Source organism: Pseudomonas sp. JZ114 (assembly GCF_051027705.1).
GTDB classification, from domain to species: Bacteria; Pseudomonadota; Gammaproteobacteria; order Pseudomonadales; family Pseudomonadaceae; genus Chryseomonas; species Chryseomonas luteola.
In genome coordinates this window covers 2,730,151-2,747,090 of the sequence record NZ_CP069256.1, presented here as the reverse complement: position 1 = coordinate 2,747,090, position 16,940 = coordinate 2,730,151, and the positions used below count along the sequence as shown (strand labels likewise).

Annotated in this window: 18 protein-coding genes, 1 tRNA gene and 1 other RNA gene; 8 read left to right on the top strand and 12 right to left on the bottom strand. The window is 55.7% G+C overall.

The annotated features are described in order from the left end of the window. Window positions 1-4: 4 nt before the first annotated feature. Complete coding sequence (locus JQR90_RS12860; RefSeq protein ID WP_010795034.1) at window positions 5-799, bottom strand: hypothetical protein; 795 nt, start codon at window positions 797-799, stop codon at window positions 5-7. 454 nt (window positions 800-1,253) lie between these two features. Continuing rightward, window positions 1,254-1,607: a transfer-messenger RNA gene (gene ssrA, locus JQR90_RS12855) on the bottom strand. A gap of 296 nt (window positions 1,608-1,903) precedes the next feature. Between ssrA and JQR90_RS12850 the strand changes: the two genes are divergently transcribed. From JQR90_RS12850 to JQR90_RS12835, 4 genes are all read left to right on the top strand, one after another. Further along, window positions 1,904-2,713: an SDR family NAD(P)-dependent oxidoreductase gene (locus JQR90_RS12850; protein ID WP_010795033.1), complete on the top strand. Its 810-nt coding sequence runs from the start codon at window positions 1,904-1,906 to the stop codon at window positions 2,711-2,713. 856 nt (window positions 2,714-3,569) lie between these two features. Further along, complete coding sequence (locus JQR90_RS12845; RefSeq protein ID WP_010795032.1) at window positions 3,570-3,785, top strand: hypothetical protein; 216 nt, start codon at window positions 3,570-3,572, stop codon at window positions 3,783-3,785. An 86-nt stretch (window positions 3,786-3,871) separates the two neighbouring features. Then, window positions 3,872-4,186 (top strand): hypothetical protein, encoded by a 315-nt coding sequence (locus JQR90_RS12840; protein ID WP_010795031.1) that lies wholly within the window; start codon window positions 3,872-3,874, stop codon window positions 4,184-4,186. A 128-nt stretch (window positions 4,187-4,314) separates the two neighbouring features. Then, complete coding sequence (locus tag JQR90_RS12835) at window positions 4,315-4,554, top strand: hypothetical protein (protein WP_010795030.1); 240 nt, start codon at window positions 4,315-4,317, stop codon at window positions 4,552-4,554. 35 nt (window positions 4,555-4,589) lie between these two features. On the opposite strand, the gene JQR90_RS12830 is transcribed toward JQR90_RS12835, so the two are convergent. The 4 genes from JQR90_RS12830 to mobA all read right to left on the bottom strand — a co-directional run bounded on the left by JQR90_RS12830 (window position 4,590) and on the right by mobA (window position 6,651). Then, window positions 4,590-5,414 (bottom strand): molybdate ABC transporter substrate-binding protein, encoded by an 825-nt coding sequence (locus tag JQR90_RS12830; protein ID WP_434140045.1) that lies wholly within the window; start codon window positions 5,412-5,414, stop codon window positions 4,590-4,592. 211 nt (window positions 5,415-5,625) lie between these two features. Further along, a tRNA-Pro gene (locus JQR90_RS12825) sits at window positions 5,626-5,702 on the bottom strand. 80 nt (window positions 5,703-5,782) lie between these two features. Beyond that, complete coding sequence (locus JQR90_RS12820; RefSeq protein WP_122042123.1) at window positions 5,783-6,004, bottom strand: YgdI/YgdR family lipoprotein; 222 nt, start codon at window positions 6,002-6,004, stop codon at window positions 5,783-5,785. Between the two features lie 44 nt (window positions 6,005-6,048). Continuing rightward, window positions 6,049-6,651, bottom strand: a complete 603-nt coding sequence (gene mobA, locus JQR90_RS12815; protein ID WP_219652409.1) for a molybdenum cofactor guanylyltransferase MobA — start codon at window positions 6,649-6,651, stop codon at window positions 6,049-6,051. A gap of 149 nt (window positions 6,652-6,800) precedes the next feature. Here mobA and moaB point away from each other — a divergent pair, with 149 nt between their 5' ends. From moaB to JQR90_RS12795, 4 genes are all read left to right on the top strand, one after another. Continuing rightward, the gene (gene moaB, locus JQR90_RS12810) at window positions 6,801-7,340 is read left to right on the top strand and encodes a molybdenum cofactor biosynthesis protein B (RefSeq protein ID WP_219652408.1); all 540 of its coding nucleotides are present in this window, start codon (window positions 6,801-6,803) and stop codon (window positions 7,338-7,340) included. Further along, window positions 7,337-8,533 (top strand): molybdopterin molybdotransferase MoeA, encoded by a 1,197-nt coding sequence (locus JQR90_RS12805; protein ID WP_434140044.1) that lies wholly within the window; start codon window positions 7,337-7,339, stop codon window positions 8,531-8,533. The genes moaB and JQR90_RS12805 overlap by 4 nt, the downstream gene beginning before the upstream one ends. 141 nt (window positions 8,534-8,674) lie before the next feature. Beyond that, window positions 8,675-9,628 (top strand): lipid kinase YegS, encoded by a 954-nt coding sequence (gene yegS, locus JQR90_RS12800; RefSeq protein WP_434140043.1) that lies wholly within the window; start codon window positions 8,675-8,677, stop codon window positions 9,626-9,628. Between the two features lie 61 nt (window positions 9,629-9,689). Continuing rightward, on the top strand, window positions 9,690-10,190 hold the full coding sequence (locus tag JQR90_RS12795; RefSeq protein ID WP_074823676.1) for a sterol desaturase family protein: 501 nt from the start codon (window positions 9,690-9,692) through the stop codon (window positions 10,188-10,190). Window positions 10,191-10,244: 54 nt separating this feature from the next. On the opposite strand, the gene JQR90_RS12790 is transcribed toward JQR90_RS12795, so the two are convergent. The 6 genes from JQR90_RS12790 to fni all read right to left on the bottom strand — a co-directional run bounded on the left by JQR90_RS12790 (window position 10,245) and on the right by fni (window position 16,939). After that, complete coding sequence (locus JQR90_RS12790) at window positions 10,245-10,817, bottom strand: gluconate 2-dehydrogenase subunit 3 family protein (protein ID WP_125889267.1); 573 nt, start codon at window positions 10,815-10,817, stop codon at window positions 10,245-10,247. 179 nt (window positions 10,818-10,996) lie between these two features. Then, window positions 10,997-11,923 carry a 15-cis-phytoene synthase CrtB gene (crtB, locus tag JQR90_RS12785; RefSeq protein WP_150347002.1) on the bottom strand — a complete coding sequence of 309 codons (927 nt, stop codon included), beginning with the start codon at window positions 11,921-11,923 and terminating at the stop codon, window positions 10,997-10,999. After that, on the bottom strand, window positions 11,920-13,437 hold the full coding sequence (locus JQR90_RS12780) for a phytoene desaturase (protein ID WP_434140042.1): 1,518 nt from the start codon (window positions 13,435-13,437) through the stop codon (window positions 11,920-11,922). Before JQR90_RS12780 ends, crtB begins: the two co-directional genes overlap by 4 nt. Further along, on the bottom strand, window positions 13,434-14,615 hold the full coding sequence (gene crtY / locus JQR90_RS12775) for a lycopene beta-cyclase CrtY (RefSeq protein ID WP_434140041.1): 1,182 nt from the start codon (window positions 14,613-14,615) through the stop codon (window positions 13,434-13,436). Before crtY ends, JQR90_RS12780 begins: the two co-directional genes overlap by 4 nt. Beyond that, window positions 14,612-15,889, bottom strand: coding sequence for a glycosyltransferase (locus tag JQR90_RS12770; RefSeq protein WP_434140040.1), 1,278 nt, complete (start codon window positions 15,887-15,889; stop codon window positions 14,612-14,614). The genes crtY and JQR90_RS12770 overlap by 4 nt, the downstream gene beginning before the upstream one ends. Beyond that, window positions 15,890-16,939 (bottom strand): type 2 isopentenyl-diphosphate Delta-isomerase, encoded by a 1,050-nt coding sequence (gene fni / locus JQR90_RS12765; RefSeq protein WP_150347006.1) that lies wholly within the window; start codon window positions 16,937-16,939, stop codon window positions 15,890-15,892. Window position 16,940 lies beyond the last annotated feature (1 nt).

The window sequence follows — 16,940 nt, the reverse complement described above, 5'->3', positions numbered from 1 at the left end:
ATCCCTACGCTGCAAACTTGTTAACGCCTTGTTTATCTGAGGCGCAAAAATTAAATATTATTTTATCCCAGCAGCTGTTCAACCGCTCGTCAGTAATGATTAATTCAGCTAGCTGCTCATTCATCTCTGCAAGCATATTGCCCGGTACATCTACTGATAACTCGACGAAAAGATATGAGTCTTCATCAAAAAAATGCTCAGCAACTGAGCCGATATCAAATGCCACTCCTTTATTTCTATTAAGAATGGAGATAACATGTTCCGTGGCGATTTGATATTTTTCTTGAGTTATTTCTAGCTTTGATAAAGATGCAAGGAAATACTCATACATTCGTAAAACATCGCGTGTAGCACGAATATCTTTTTCTGGATGCGCTTTTATACAAGCCTCAAGCATGTAGTTGATCTGTTCAAAGCCTCCAGAAACGAACACCATGGAAATCGCTGTTTCCAGTATTTCTATAGATCCATAGTTAGCTTTGAAAGCTTCTAACAACTTGTCTAAGCTTTCGTTGAAGCAGTTAAATTTCTTCAACGAAATCGCATAGTTAGTCAGATAAATATAATTACCTGGCGCTCTTCTTATAGATGCTTCGTGATCTTCAATTGAGGCTTTATAATCATACAATGTCGCATTAAGCATGCCGCTAAGCATGAAAGCTTTAGCTGCATCAACTTTTTTTAAAGACTCAATTTCACGACGTATACGAGGAACGCGTATGTCTTCCGGCTTGGCCTTGTCACCCAAAGCGTTGATCATATCGACGACTGAGTTACTTACCGTTTGCGGTAAAGGCATAGTTTCTCCAAACCAGTAAGCTTTCCATGCAATAAACATTAGCAGGTAAGGTCAGCAGGGCTGAGCTACTGTTCAGTAGCATCCCTATTCGTAGGATTAGCAGCTTATGCCATCCAATAGCGTGACCGTTACGCTGATCAATGGTGCATAGACTAGTCGACAGGTATTGAGGTTTCAAGCAAATGCTTTATTTCCTGACGATTAGTAGATGCAATCGATTGGGCAGGGTTCCCTTGCTAGGCTAGGTTATCGGCTTCCAATAGGTAACCTTTAGATAACCTATTAATGCCTCTTGATTAAGAGCAATACCGTTCCCCTGAAGATCTTTTAGCCTTACCAGTAGACGGTTAGTGACAGTTGTCATTCTGTTGTCATTACCGAGCCGAAATGCACCCAAAAAGCACAAAAAAAGCACTTGCTGGTTAGGCTAAGTGCTTGATTTGTAAGGCTTGTTTGGTGGAGGCGGGGGGATTTGAACCCCCGTCCGCCAGCTCTCCGCTCTTGGCGCTACATGCTTAGCCCAATCTACTAGAGTTAACCCTTAGCGGCCCGATGGGCAGGGCGCTTGGGGCGATCTGTATAAGTTTTAGCCGTTACGTCTACAGCGAACTTGGCGGCGATCCTGTTCTGTCTGACAGTCGTTTCGGGTTTACAGGCATCCCCTAGCGACTGCTAGCCGCGTTAAGCAGCTAGAGCGTAGTTGTCGTCGTTGGCAACTATAAGTTTGCAGCAGCTAATTTACGAGGTCTGCTACCAGCTCGGCATGCTCCTCAAGTTTTGTTACCGGCGTCGAATCCTAATCGCCCCCTTGATGAGTACTGCTCACTGTATAAATGAACAGCCGAGTTGTCAAGTGCCTGATAGTAAAAGGCAGAATCTGAAGAAAGCGGGCTTTCCTCTTTCGGCATTTACATAGATGGGGGAGGCGATTCGTTTGTTCAAGGGCAGGTGAAGTTTTATTTTCACCCTATGGTTTAGTGTGGCTACCGACTCGCTGCCAGAACTGTTTTGTAGTGGCGACAGGCTAGTTTTATACGGTTGGTTAGGGAGTCGCCCCGGCCTCCAGTAGGTCATAACGCCTATGACCCTTATGGAGTAACCCGCATGACTCAGACGAACAAACCTCTGGCGGTGGTAACAGGTGCCTCGAATGGCATAGGGCTGGAGCTGGCACGGCAATTCGCTCAGAACGGCTTCGACCTGCTTATCGCGTCGCGGGGCAAAGGCCTGGATGAGGCCCAGCAGACATTGCAGGCCCTAGGCGCTCAGGTCGAATATGCGGCGGTTGACCTCGCAACCTATGAAGGAGTGGAGCAGCTCTATTCGGCGTTTCGTGCATTGAACCGCCCAGTTGATGCGATTGCCATCAATGCGGGTGTAGGCGTTGGCGGCAGTTTCGTACCGGGTACCGAGGCGGAGACGACGCTGGAGAGCGAACTTAACCTCATTCAGATCAATGTGGTGTCTGTAGTACACCTTGCCAAGTTATTTAGTCGGGACATGGTGGCTCAAGGGCGAGGTCGTATGCTTTTAACCTCTTCGATTTCGGGAACCTCACCTGTTCCGTTCGAGGCGGTATACGGAGCGTCCAAGGCCTTTGTGCGGTCGTTTGGGAATGCCATTGGCAATGAGATGAAGGGAACCGGTGTGAGCGTAACGGTATTGATGCCGGGACCGACCGAAACCAACTTTTTCCACCGGGCCGGTGAGGATGATACTCAGGTCGGCTCAGGCAAGAAGAATGATCCCGCATTGGTGGCGCAGCAGGGATTCAATGCCTTGATGGCCGGGCAAGCCGAGGTCTATGGGGGCGGGCCGGAAGTTGAGCAGGAAGGCGAAGGTCCCAATCGCACCGAGTCTGAGCAGGAAAAAGCTGAGCGTCATCGCCAGATGTCTGAGCCAGGCTCGGCTTAGCCGTTTAGCTCAGTAGCCGTCCCGCCTTGTCCGAGAACCTTTCCAGGCGGTGTCTGAGCCACACTGCCGTTGCGCAAGGTAATAGCACGAGCAGACGATGAGCAGATAGCATCCTATTAGGTGAGGTCTTTTGGCGCAGATGGCCAAGCCTGAAGACTGCTGGATGATCGATCCGTGTTCTGTCGCCGAGGCTTACCGGATGCGCCCTCTCTTTTGTAAATCCAGAACGACATCAATGTCACAACGATGCAGAGCGGGAGCCATATAGGGTTCTGGGTATAACACCACGTATAGGTACTGCAGGCGTAAAGCCCTTCGTAGGGCAGTGCCAGGGCAACCAAGCCAAGGGAGGTAAGCCAGAGGGCGAGAGTGTTCATAGGATTGCCGCTACTTCCATGTGGGGACGGACACGCTGACAGTGCGTTCTGGTATGACCGTAAACGCAAAATTAGTTCAGGCCGCTAGCGTGAAATGGTTCTGATAGACGTTTTTATGGCTAGAAGCGGCCGAGTGCCGGAAATCAGGCGTTTTTTCAGGCATGGTGCTTGCTATACCAATGTAAGGATGAGCAGGCACTGGCGCTGAAAGAAAAAAGCCTCGACGAGTCGAGGCTTAAAGACCATGGAGACAAGCAGAAGTAGGGGTGAACTGCTTGCTAAAAGGTTATCGGAGCTTTTCCGGCGTGCTTTAAGCCAAGCTGATGGATGGTTTGAAATTCTCGGGAAGTCCTTGAATTTATCAGCTATTACTTGAAAGGTGCAGGCTTTGCCCCGCCCGTTCGCAGTGCTGACAAAGGAGTGTCACTGAGGTTGTGCTGAACGTTCACCTAGATGCTCAAGATGATAGGTAAGTATTCATGACTGACAGGATATTGGTTGTGTATAGCCAGGCCCTGGCCTCTGTGTTTGGAGCAGCCCTGAAGCTAGGTGTTGATACCGACACCATTGCAGAGCAGGCCAAGCTCGATGTCATCAGCTCAGACAAGTGGGTTTCGGCTGATCTTGTCGGGGATGTGCAGATGGCCATCGAGGATGCGTTAGTCGTTGCGAAGGTTGTAGGTCGCAAGCGCTAAACGCTTCTGGTGTGCCTCAGGTGATAGCTGGCTATTTATTAAGGAGTGAACGTTCAAAGCTGCACGGGCAGTTCAAGAGAGTTCTCATGCGCAAAGAGTTTGCAGTTCTATTGCTGGCATCGTCGTTATCCTGGTCTGTTCATGCCGAGCTTACACGCGCGGATCAGTCGCTTTACAACACCCAGCCTCAAAAGGCCAATACGAGCCAGAATCTGAGCAAGGCCGATCTTGCCTGGCATGCTAGCAAGACATTTGGCTTTGATTGCCCTGAAGTCGTCAAACATAAGCCAATGCTGGGCAGCCACCATTCAATCATCACCTGTAGCACCGGCGCTCGGCTCAAGGTCCATCCATTATCGGATAGTCGGCCTGTCATGACTCTGGTAGTCAGCTCGTTCTGATCGGGACTTTTCGGCACTCTTGCCTGGAGCGTGACTCCAACCTTCAGAACGTACTGTTGTTCATACAGGGCGACAGATGTTGGATAGAGGTTGTCCATCGGACAACCCTAATGCTTGGAGGAAACGAGATGGCTGCCGATTACAGTCAAGGGCGCTACCTGGTATTTGGATACGGCGACAAAGCCGTTCAGATTGGTCTGATTGACAATGACGGCTTTGTACGCGCTTCGGATGATCAGGGTAGGTTGATCTACCGCATCGAGGGCGAACAGGTGTATGACATGGACGACAATTACCTGGCAGACATTGACGAAGGCACAGCGGTAACAGCTAAAGGTGAGCGCTTGTTTACCATCCAGGCAGAATGAGGCGGGGCTTTTGTAAACGCCCCGGCAGTGGGTAATCAACCTTTCTTGAAGTGCAGCTCGTAGTCAGGATCGACAAGGGGCTGCAATCCACTGGCTTTGATCAGCTCGAATGAAGCATTGGAGCTGATGTACTTGATGAACTGGCGGGCCTCTTCAGGATGGGGCGTGTCAGGTGCCATGCAGGCGGTGTATAGCGTCATCTTCTGCGCCTGATCGGGTATGAGTCCTACGATATCGACGCCCTGCAAAGGACTCAGCTCGCTGACCTGTTCCAGACCGATTTCCGCCTCACCCCGGGCAATGGCGTCGCCCACTGACTCGTTCGTGATTCTTTTCAACTTGGGCGCAATTCGCTCCTTGATACCCATGAGGTTGAACAGAACATTTTCCAGATACAAACCGCTAGCACTCTCGGAGTAGGCAATTGATTTGGTATCCAGCAGAATCTGTTTGAATTCTTCCATGCTTGTCATGGCCGGATGGCCTTGGCCGTGGGGGACTGCAAGCGCAATATAGGACTTTCCGAAATCAGCGCAGCTGTCTGGATCAATATGACCCTGCTGCTGCAGTTTGGAAATGGCCATGCGGTCCAGCAAAAAGACATCGGCCCGCTCACCTTCGGCCAGTCGACTAGGAATGGTGGTGGCATCGTTGCCACGTGCCGGCGCTACATGGCTGACAAGCTTTCTGCCAAAGGTTTCTTCATAAACAGGGCCGATTTTTTCGACAACGTCCAGAGCACCCTTAGCGCAAAACAACTGAAGTGCAGGGGGAGGTTGCGGCACAGGGCGAGCGGCCGCATGCACAGAAAGGCTCGCCGCGGTCAGGGCGAGCAGGAAAGCGGAAAAGATATTTTTCATAAGCCGAGCTGACCCCGCCGAGCACAGGGCAGGATCGCTTCCTTTTACAGGTAAACACAACCGGAGGCGGGATATTACGTGAACAGGGCGCTTATGTGGGAGGCAAAGGACGAGGTGTACGGCAAAATGCTGCCAAAAACATTAAGGCCATAAACAACAAAACCCGCACAAGGCGGGCTTTGCTGGTCTAAACAGAGTTAGACCGGGATACTGGTCGGAGCGACTGGATTCGAACCAGCGACCTTCTCGTCCCGAACGAGACGCGCTACCAAGCTGCGCTACGCTCCGAAAGATGGCGCGCATTTTACCTAAAAACATTTTAGAGACAAGGTTTTAGGTGAAATTTTTTGCGTACCCTCTGCAAACCTTTACAGTTCCTTGATGGTGCGGACCTGATCTTTATTGATGCGGGCAGGCTTGCCGTCCAGTTGTTCGAACTCATAGAAGCCCGAGTCATCGTCGTACTTGGGTGTATCTACCGCCTGGATCTCACGCCCGTCGTTCAACGTGATCACTGAAGGCGTAGAGCAACCGGCCAGGACGGTAAAACCAAGAGCCAGCAAGCAGGCAGGTAGAATCCGGGTTCTCATGTGCAGTCTCCTTTTAAACGCACGTTTAACAACATTCTGACCTATCACTTCCCGCCAGGTTCCGATGAAAGGACAAGCAGGCTGTGTTCATCATTTACATTGGCGAGACGCTGATCATGCTCTGCAATCATTAGCGCCCGGGCACCCAATGGAATGAATACACCCCGGGGGCTGCGCTCGCCTGCCTGCCAGGCTTCTTCCACTCGATCTTTCAAGCGGGTAGGAATAAGTGAAAACAAGGGCTCCCAGAAATTTCCCTGACGCACCATGACCGGAGCATCAGGTGCCTCCTGTGCGCAGCGGTGTAGCTGGGCAAGCAGATCACGATCAATGCGCGGAGCATCGCACGGCAGAAGGATCAGCCAGCGATGACGAGCTGCCCTGAGCCCTGCACGGATACCGGCCAGCGGGCCGGGAAAGTCGGGCTCGGCATCATTGACGATCTGATCGGCGTACCGGGCGTAGCGCTCGGCATTACGGTTACAGGAAATAATGAGGTCATCTGTCAGGGGGCGGACCACCTTGTGCATATGCTCGATCAGCGGAAGGCCATGCCATTCCACCAGGCCTTTATCCCTTCCACCCATACGCTGACCACGGCCACCGGCAAGCAGAAGAATGGAGCAGTCGGAAAGGCGTGTGGTCATGGGAACGTCCAGGCTCGAATACGGGCCGTCAGTGTAGCGCGGCTTGGCTCTATGTGGCGGGGCGACGGTTTGTCTCTGTCTGGATCGCTACGTGGTAGTCCTGCCTGTGATATAAAAATGTCTCTTACCTGCCGTTTTGGATGATTGTTATGAGCTCTAAGGCCGATGCGGTCTTTATACCGCTGAATATTGCCGTTCTGACTGTCAGTGATACCCGTACCTTCGAAACCGATACATCGGGACAGTTGCTGGTTGACCGTCTGACCGAGGCGGGACATTTTCTGGCTGCACGCGTACTGCTCAAGGATGATCTCTACAAAATCCGCGCTCAGGTAGCCAACTGGATTGCCGATGATACCGTCCAGGTCGTTGTCATCACCGGGGGCACCGGTTTTACCGGCCGCGACAGCACACCGGAAGCGGTAGCCTGCCTGCTGGACAAGCAGGTCGATGGTTTTGGTGAATATTTCCGTCAGATCTCTGCGACAGACATCGGCACGTCCACGGTTCAGTCCCGTGCGCTGGCAGGTTTGGCCAACGGTACGCTGGTCTGCTGCCTGCCGGGTTCGACGGGTGCCTGCCGTACAGGTTGGGACGGCATTCTGGCTGAGCAGCTGGACAACCGTCATCGTCCCTGCAATTTTGTGCCGCATCTGAAGAAGGCCGAACCCTGCGGACCGCGCGGATGAGTCTGTTACCTATTGAAGAGGCATTGGCCCGTCTCCTGTCGATGGCTGATGCCGACGCGATCACCGAAACGCAACGTGTGTCTCTGGCGGAGGCCGAGGGGCGCGTTCTGGCCCGGTCCGTGATAGCGGAGCTCGACCTGCCGCCATGGTCCAACAGTGCCATGGACGGATACGCGCTGCGCTTTGAGGATCTTCAGGGCGAACCGCTGCCTGTCAGTCAGCGTATCTTTGCAGGGCAAAGCCCGCAGCCGCTCACGCCGGGCACCTGTGCGCGCATCTTTACCGGGGCGCCCATGCCCGAAGGTGCCGATACGGTGGAGATGCAGGAGAACACCGAAGTCTTGCATGATGGCCGCATTCGCTTTGTAGAGACGCTCAAGGCAGGCAAAAACGTTCGCCTGAAGGGTAACGAGACGCGCCAGGGCGATACGGTACTGGACGCTGGCAAGCGACTGGGACCGATCGAACTAGGTATTGCGGCGTCGTTGGGTTGCGCGGCTCTTGATGTGTTCAGGCGCCCCCGGGTAGCGATCCTGTCGACCGGCGATGAGCTGGTCGAGCCAGGTAAGCCGTTGGGGCCGGGACAGATTTACAACAGTAACCGTACGGTGCTGGCGTCCTGGCTCAAGCGTCTGGGCTGTGAGGTGATCGATGCGGGCATTCTTCCGGATGATCTAGAGCGTACCCGTGAGCAATTAGCGCAGCTGCACTCGGCGGACCTGATCCTGTCGACCGGCGGCGTGTCGGTAGGCGAGGCGGACTTCCTGGGCCAGGCCTTGCGTGAGGCGGGTGAGCTGACCCTCTGGAAGCTGGCGCTCAAGCCAGGCAAGCCGCTCACTTGTGGTCGTTATAACGGCGTGCCGGTTATCGGGCTGCCAGGCAACCCAGCGTCTACGTTGGTGACGTTCGGGCTGCTGGCGCGTCCTTATCTGCTGCGTCGGATGGGCGTTCAGGATGTTGAACCCCTCAAGCTGGAAGTGGCAGCAGGGTTTAATTGGACGCGCGTGGGCGAGCGACGCGAGTACCAGCGGGCGCGGCTTGAAAATGGCCTGGTCGTGCCTCATCGCGACCAGGGTTCCAATGTCCTGCGTACGGCGGCATGGGCTGACGGGTTGGTAGAGGTACGTGAAGGAAGAACCATCGCCGAAGGTGATCTTGTGGGCTTCATTCCCATGAGTGAGCTGATTGGCTGAAGTCTTGCCGACCTGGGAACGCATCGGCTTTCCCAGGTCGGTTTCAGAGCGGTTGCTTCATCACAAATCAAGTCGCTCCCAAGGAACGTGGACCCGTTGACGTAGTCCTACTGACACTCGACTTTGCTGGGTGCTCTGTTCATGAATGTTCCTGTCACCGTCTCCGATTCCGATGAAAAAACACTGCTGATTCTCAATGGTAATCAGGCCACCAATGACGATGTCCGCGCAGCGGTTGAGGCGCGACGTGCGACCGGCAAAACGGTCGATGTCCGAGTCACCTGGGAAAATGGCGATGCGGCCCGTTTTGTTGAGGAAGCAGTCGCTGCAGGTTATACGCATCTGGTAGCAGGCGGAGGCGACGGTACGCTCAAGCTGGTGGCCGAAGCCTTGGCTCGTACGCGCTCCGATGCGTCGTTGGCCCTGATGCCCCTGGGAACTGCCAATGACTTTGCCCGGGCGGCGGGTATTCCAGCTGATCCTGCCGAGGCACTGGCGCTACTGGATACGCCAGCGCAACCCATCGATCTGATCGAAGCAGACGGCGAGATGTTTCTCAATATGGCCACCGGCGGGTTTGGTTCACAAGTGACGGCGAATACGTCCTCGGAACTCAAGCGCGTACTGGGTGGCACGGCTTATCTGTTGACAGGCCTTACGCGCTTTGCGGAAGTGCGCTCCGCCTACGGTCGTTTCGAAGGGCCGGATTTTGAATGGGAAGGCGAGTTTTTGGCCATGGGGATTGGCAATGGTCGGCAGGCCGGCGGCGGCCATGTGCTGTGCCCGAATGCAGTCGTCAACGATGGCATGCTTGATCTGACTATTCTGCCCACGCCACAGGATTTGATGGGAACGTTGGGCTCCTGGTTTTCAGGCGGATTTGCCAGCGAGGATCTGTTCATTCGTACCCGGTTACCCTGGGTTGAGGTTTCCGCCAGCGAAGGGGTCGATATGAACCTGGATGGTGAGCCTATGCACAGTTCCAAGGTACGTTTCGTAGTGCGCTCAGCTGCGCTGAATGTACATCTACCCACGGATTCCGTGCTGCTGGGAAACCCATCAACCCTGTTACTGACGTCTGACCCTGTTTCCTGATCCAGGTTGTGCGTAAATGGGTTTCAGGCAGTAAGGTGGAAGGACGATCCTGGAGCCGAACATGGATATCTTAATCAATACCTCAATCGTGCTGGGCACCGTGGCCTTTATGGAGTGGTTTGCCTGGTACGCACATAAGTACATCATGCACGGCTGGGGATGGGGCTGGCACAAGTCCCATCATGAGCCGCGCACCGGTTGGTTCGAGAAAAACGACCTTTATGCCGTTGTATTCGCCGGCCTTGCTATCGCCCTGATTTATTTCGGCACGTCCGGTTATGGCCGGATCGAGTGGATTGGTGCCGGCATGACGGCGTACGGGCTGTTGTATTTCATCGCTCACGACGGCCTTGTCCATCAGCGCTGGCCTTTCAAATATGTCCCGCGTCGCGGATACCTGAAGCGGCTCTATCAGGCCCATCGCATGCATCATGCCGTGGATGGAAAGGAGGGATGTGTCTCGTTTGGCTTCCTGTATGCGCCATCAGTGACCGCGCTCAAGAAGCAGCTGCGTGATCTGCATGACGGCCCGCTCAAGAAGCGGCGGTTCGATCAGGAGTAAAGCACCACGCAAAAGCGCGCCATAAGGCGCGCTTTTTTATTCGGTTCAGAGGGTTCAAGCAGACAGGGGTTCGTATGCCGGAAACAACGAGTGGGCGAAGCGACTGTGATCGATTTCAGTGCGAAGCAGGGAAATGAATTCCTGGGCTTGCGTGCCCAGAAGACCGGCTTCGGCATTGCTCAAAACATGCTGCTGCTCTTCGGCTGACAGTGCCGTAAAAAGCTGCTGATGCGTTTGTTGACTGTAGCGATTCAGATCCGCAAGCCCGGCACGTACCAGATCACGTAGCGGCTGGCGACCCTGAGGAAGTTTGGCGGGTGCATCGGTGAAAGGGTCTTGCAGACAATCCAGGTCGCCGTGCGCATAAGGCGACAACATATGCTGATCAATGAAAATAGGCAGATCGACCAGGGATTCACTGGTGCCTTGATTGGTCGTGGCAGTCAGGCGTTCGCAAGCTGCCTTGAGCAGCGCCCATTCGCTCTCGTTGAAAAATTCCGGTTTGTAGGTATGCGATCTGTCCGGACTGGCCGTAGTGTGTGCACTCGGCACAAGCGGGATGATCGAGAAGAGCGAGGTCGGTGCGTTTTGTAGATCTCTTGGAACAGCCGATTCCGTCTTGTGCATAAATATATCCCGTACTTGACTACTGTAGAGCGACTTAAAGTAGTCGCTTATGTCTGACCTGCTATACCACTGAAAAGTTTAGGTTTAGTGTCGCCGTGCGACGCCTTGTTTGTGACCAATTTCAGCAAAAGACGCAAGTCTTCATTTCGTAACGAGACACTACCGCCCGGTGCGTTCACTTACCGCGGACGGGTCCATAGATCGGCGGGGCGCGGACTAGAGCGGCCCGCCCGTGAAGCCAGTGCACGTAGAGCGCCTCTTATCACCAGGCGAAGCTTATCAACGGTGCTGGTTGATACTCGACTGTCCCAGGCGCTAGGGCCTCGTGCGTTAACTTTCAGACCAATTTCCCGATAAACGGCGCGAGCGGTCGCAATCGACCAGGCTGAGCGCAGAGGCAGGTCGGCAATACCGGTAGCGGCTGAGTCATAGTAGGGTTCAGCCAGCGCGACCAGACGCTGCGCCAGGGTGGCCAGGCGGACACGATGCGCGGGATCAGCCAGTTCGGCGACGGGAATGCCTGCCTCATCGAGCCATTCCCTAGGAAGGTAGATTCGGCCTATGCGGGCGTCTTCCACAATGTCCCGTGCGATATTGGTCAGCTGAAACGCCATGCCTAAATCACAGGCGCGGTCGAGCGTGTCTTCGTCGCGTGCACCCATGAGCATTGCCATCATGACGCCTACCACGCCGGCGACGTGGTAGCAGTATTGGAGGGTATCGTCGAGGCGGTAGTAGACCCGTTCTTCAACATCCATGCGGAAACCCGCCAGATGCTCAAGAGGATAGCGCTCGGGAATGGCATGGCGCTGGATGACCTGCTGGAAGGCGGCAAAAGCCGGTTCGCTCATGGGCTCGCCTGCATAGGCACGGCGCGTCAGATCTTCAAGTTCGTGGAGACGGGCTTCGCTTGCCGTCCGGTCGCCTTCAACCTGTCCATGACCGTGGTCCTGGCCGTCCACCACATCGTCACAATGGCGGCACCAGGCGTAAAGCATCACGGCGCTTTGACGGGTTTGTTCGTCGAACAGTTTGGCTGCAGCGGCAAAGCTCTTGGAGCCGACATTGATGGACTGCGTTGCGTGTTCGACGACTGCCGTATTCATATGGCTGCTCCAAGGTCCCCCAGAATCACACTTGCGGTCGCTTTGGCCGAGCCGACTACACCAGGAATGCCTGCTCCCGGGTGGGTGCCGGCACCGACCAGATAAAGGTTGGGAATAGCGGCGTCTCGGTTATGCGGCCGGAACCAGGCGCTCTGGGTCAGGATTGGCTCCAGGGAGAAGGCTGAACCGACATACGCATTGAGTTCGGTGCGGAAATCTTCGGGTGTAAAAATTCGGCTGGTGACCAGATCGCGATTCAGGTTTGGAATGTAATGCTTTTCCAGGTAGGCCAGAATTCGGTCCCGGTACTTCGGGCCCTCAACCGACCAGTCTACCGGTGCATTGCCTAGGTGCGGGACAGGCGACAGCACATAGTGAGCACTGCAGCCCTCTGGTGCCAGGGAGGGGTCGGTCACGCACGGGGAGTGCAGGTAGAGTGAGAAATCTTCAGGAACGCCTGGGCCGGAAAATAGCTCCTCGATCAGGCCCTGGTAACGGTTACCAAAACAGATCGTATGATGTTGAAGCTTCTGTTCTTCAGGGCGCTGGCGCAGGCCAAAATACACCACGAACAGCGACATGCTGTGACGCTTCTTCTTGAGACGGTTCGCCTCGACGATACCGTGCACATGGTGACCCAGCATCTTCTTGTAGGTGTGGATTACATCGGCATTGGATGCAACCAGGTCAGTATTGATCTGCTTGCCTTGGGCGGTAATGACACCTGTTACACGACAATTGTCGACCAGGATGCGCTCGACAGGCGTGTTAAGTTCCAATGTGCCGCCAATATCCTGAAACAGCTTGGCCAGACCCTGGACCAGAGCGCCTGTACCGCCACGGGGAAACCACACGCCACCCTGGCGCTCCAGAGCATGAATCAACGCATAGATGGACGAGGTAGCGAACGGGTTGCCACCGACCAGCAGCGTATGAAAGGAGAGTGCCTGACGAAGCTTGTCGTTGCGAACGAACTTGGAGACCTGATCGTATACACTGCGCCAGGCTTGAAGCTTCAGTAGCTGTGGCCCGGCACGAACCATGTCGCGAAAGCTTAGAAACGGCACACTACCCAGCTTTACATACCCTTCTTCATAGACTGCGCGGGAATACGCTAAAAAGCGCTGGTAGCCCTCCACGTCGGCAGGGTCAAGTGACTTGATTTGGGCATCGAGCGTGGCTTGATCGTTGACATAGTCGAAGCGGGTGCCGTCTTCCCAGCACAGCTGGTAGAACGGATCGACGGGCAGCAGCTCGACATAGTCCGACAGTTTGCGCCCTGCCACAGTAAAGAGCTCTTCCAGGGACGAGGGATCGGTAATGACCGTGGGGCCGGCATCGAAGGTAAAGCCTTTGTCCTCATAGACATAGGCGCGCCCGCCGGGTTTGTCCCGCTTTTCGAGTAGCGTGGTACGAATCCCGGAGGCCTGCAGGCGTATGGCCAGGGCCAGTCCGCCAAAACCGGCACCAACGACAACAGCCTGCCTGGAATTGGAAACGACGTCTGTATTCATGAGATGTCCTTAATCGGTCCGCCTGTTTGACCGGTGCGGCTGGCCAGTGCCGCCGTCAGTGCCTCGCGTAATGGAACCGGTGGCTTGCCTGTCAGAATGCGCAGCTTATCGCTGGGCTTCAACTGTCCGGCATAGAAACGCTGGATCAAGGGTTCCGGAAGACCGTAAAAGCGACGCATCACTCGATAGCGATGCTCAGGCTTGCCGGCCAGAAATAGCATGCGGTTGAGCAGGCGGAAAAATCCATAGGTTCGCCAGCGTTGCAGCGCATGCCGGCGAACCGTATCAACAAGGGTAGAGGTATCCAGACGGGGGCAGCCGGCAATAAGTTCCGCCAGTCGTACCGCCTCAGGTAATGAGTATCCTGTGGTGGCATGGAAGAGCCCGGCGGCGAGGCCAGTGGGCGGGATATCTCCCGCTTCGGCCCAGAACGCCTCTATGTCACCGCTCAGGGTAATGGGGAGCACGCCATGCTCTTCCCTGATCAGGGATTGGATCGTCCAGCCGTGATCCGCGGCGTAGCGGGCGATATGGTCACGCAGCCGATCAGGGTCAAGGTTCTGTCCATCGGCATAGTAGGTGTCTTCGATCAGGACCCGGTCCTGAGTAAGCGGCAGGACGTAGATGAAACGGTAACCCTCCGTTTGTGGAACGGTGGCATCCATGATGATCGGGCCGGAAAGCCCGTGGGGCTGCGCGAGCCGTAACTCCTGACCCAGAAACTTTTGAAAACCCAACCCCATGTGCGAGCTGGGACGATGACCCCGGCCATCCAGAACTGCAGCCGCCTGAAACGCTTCGCCGTTGGCAAGCCTGACCTCTGCGGGGCCAAGCGCGCTGACCGTAGCGTTCAGACGTACCGAATCACTCAGGCGCTCCATCAGAACATCATGAAAGCGCTCGGCGCTGATAGAGGCGTAGCCACTGCTCAGTGTCCGCTCAAGCCCAGGAAAAAATACCTGATACTCCGCCCAGCGATGGGCTACCAGCGGCTCGATCCAGGCGTGCTGCTCCGTTGTCAGGTCCGGCTCATGAAAGGACCAGGTGTGATTACCGCCCAGTCGGTCGCCTTGCTCGATGAGCAGGATGCGGAGCTCTGGACGTGTCTGGCGCAGTTTCAGGGCAATCAGCCCGTTGGCCAGTCCACCTCCCGCCAGGATCAGGTCATAGGTATTCATGCGGGTCTCTCCAGGGCAACCTTGCTGAGTACGTCCTCAATAAGGTCAGCGGCTTTTTGTACGCCGCCGGCTGCCTGACCCCGAGGCTGAAAGGCCTGGGCTTTCCAACGAAAATGCGGTTCGGTCAGAAGGCGTTGCAGAGCGAGGGCCAATTTGCCGGAGGTCAGTCGCTTAGGGCTCAGGCGAAGGCCGACGCCGGCATGCTCGATGCGTGCAGCCACGCCGGGTTGATCGAAGGCAATTGGCAACGCCAGCATGGGCGTTCCTGTTTCCAGCGCGTCGAGCACAGTGTTGAGACCGGCATGGGTAATGACCGCATCGGCCCGCGCCAACGTGGCTCGCTGCGGTGCAAAGTCTGTAACCCAGTGAGCGCCAGCCTGCCTCAAGGCATCGCATTGCTGCAGGTTGAGGCCACCGCAGTGGGCGATGAGTAATTGCACATCAAGCGTTTTGCAGGCGCGTGCGATCCGTTCGAACAAGGGGAAACGTCCGCCTTGCAATGTCCCTAGCGATGCGAACACAAACGGTTTGTCGGTGCGGATCGGATAGCTCAGAGCGGGCTCGTAAGCTGCGGGCAGGCGCAGCGGACCGACTTCGTGAAAGTTGGCTGGTAGCTCGGTACGGGGAAAATCGAATCCCGGTACGCACTGGCTGATTTGAGCGTAAGGCGACAGGCAGTCGGCCAATGTTGACCGAGGCTCAAGACCAAAGGTTTTTGCGTATCGCTGGATGACACGGGCATGCTCATGCATCAGGAGGTCATAGACCTGGGCACTGCCCTGATTGAGATGGCGGCCTCGTGGCGATGTGTCGTATCCCCATGGCATGACGGGAAGAGGCACAAGCGGGTCCCGGTTGACCGGCAAGGCACAGGCTACCGAGACGTAGGGCAGGCGCAAATGCTCGGCTATAAGCCCCCCAGCGGCTTCCATCTGATCGGAAATTACGGCATCAACGGCCAGGTCACGCAATACCTTCGGTGCCTCGCGGCAAAACAACTCGGTGCTGCGAGCCATATCATGAATAACGCGCATCAGCCCAAGCGGGCCGCCTGGATTACCGGCCCGGCGAATCATGGCGTCCAGCGAGCCAGGCGGATGAGACTCAAGACCTATCGGGTAAAAGCGGATGGCGTTACTACGAAGCCGCTCGCCGACATCCGCCTGATGGAGCAGGCTGACCGTGTGCCCTCGCGCCACCAGGGTTTCGGCAATCGCTTCCATTGCGCGAAGATGGCTTGAAAACGCAGGGGCGATGAGGGCGAAATGAGGCATTCAGGTCTCCGCGAGCGAAACGGGTCTTAACAGGCGGGCCTTGCGCAGCTCGGCCAGATTCGCCGAGCCGGTGCAGAAGCAGGCTACCTTCAGTTGCCGGATCATGACTTCGAAATGGTTCAGAACGGCTTCTGGAGACAGGGTTGCGCTATGCAGCACGGCGGCAGCCTGACCGACCACATCGGCGCCCAGGCGAATGGCTTTGGCCGCATCGACGCCGTTGCGGATACCGCCCGAGGCAATGAGTGGAATGTCCGGGCATTGCTCACGGACCTGAGCAATCGCCTGGGCGGTTGGAATGCCCCAGTTGATGAAGGCCTGAGCAACCTGACGATCAAGGTCGTTATGGGCACGCTCGGCTTCGACCGCTGCCCAGCTGGTTCCTCCTGCGCCGGCTATATCGATCACGGCGACACCCACCTCTGTCAGTTGCTGGGCGACATCAGCAGAAATGCCTGCGCCTACTTCCTTGATGACGATCGGAACGCCCAAATGTGTAACCAGATGTTCGATGGCAGCCAGGACGCCCTGCCAGTTGCGATCGCCGCCGGACTGTACTGCCTCCTGGAGTGGGTTGAGGTGAATGATCAAGGCGTCGGCCTGGATCATGTCGACTGCCCGACGGGCCTCGGTCACGCCATAACCCGCCACTAATTGAGCTGCACCAATATTGGCGAGAAGGGGAATGGACGGAGCCAGTTGCCGCAATTGACCGGTCAGCCCCTTGTCCCCACCGTTCTGCAGGGCAATGCGCTGCGAGCCCACTGCCAGCGCCAGGCCTAGCGTTTCCGCCGCTTCGGCAAGGTGCCGGTTGATGGTCTGTGCACGTTCCGGCCCGCCTGTCATGGAACTGATGAGAACAGGCGCCTTGAGCGGCTTGCCTAGCAGCGTGGTAGCAAGATCGATCTGGTTCAGGTGCAGCTCTGGCAGGGCACAGTGCTGGAATTGAATCTGCTCAAACCCAGTCGTGATACTGCTCAAGGCACGTGCAGGATCAAGGACGATATCCAAGTGATCGTTCTTGCGACTTGCCAATTCCCAATCAACCATG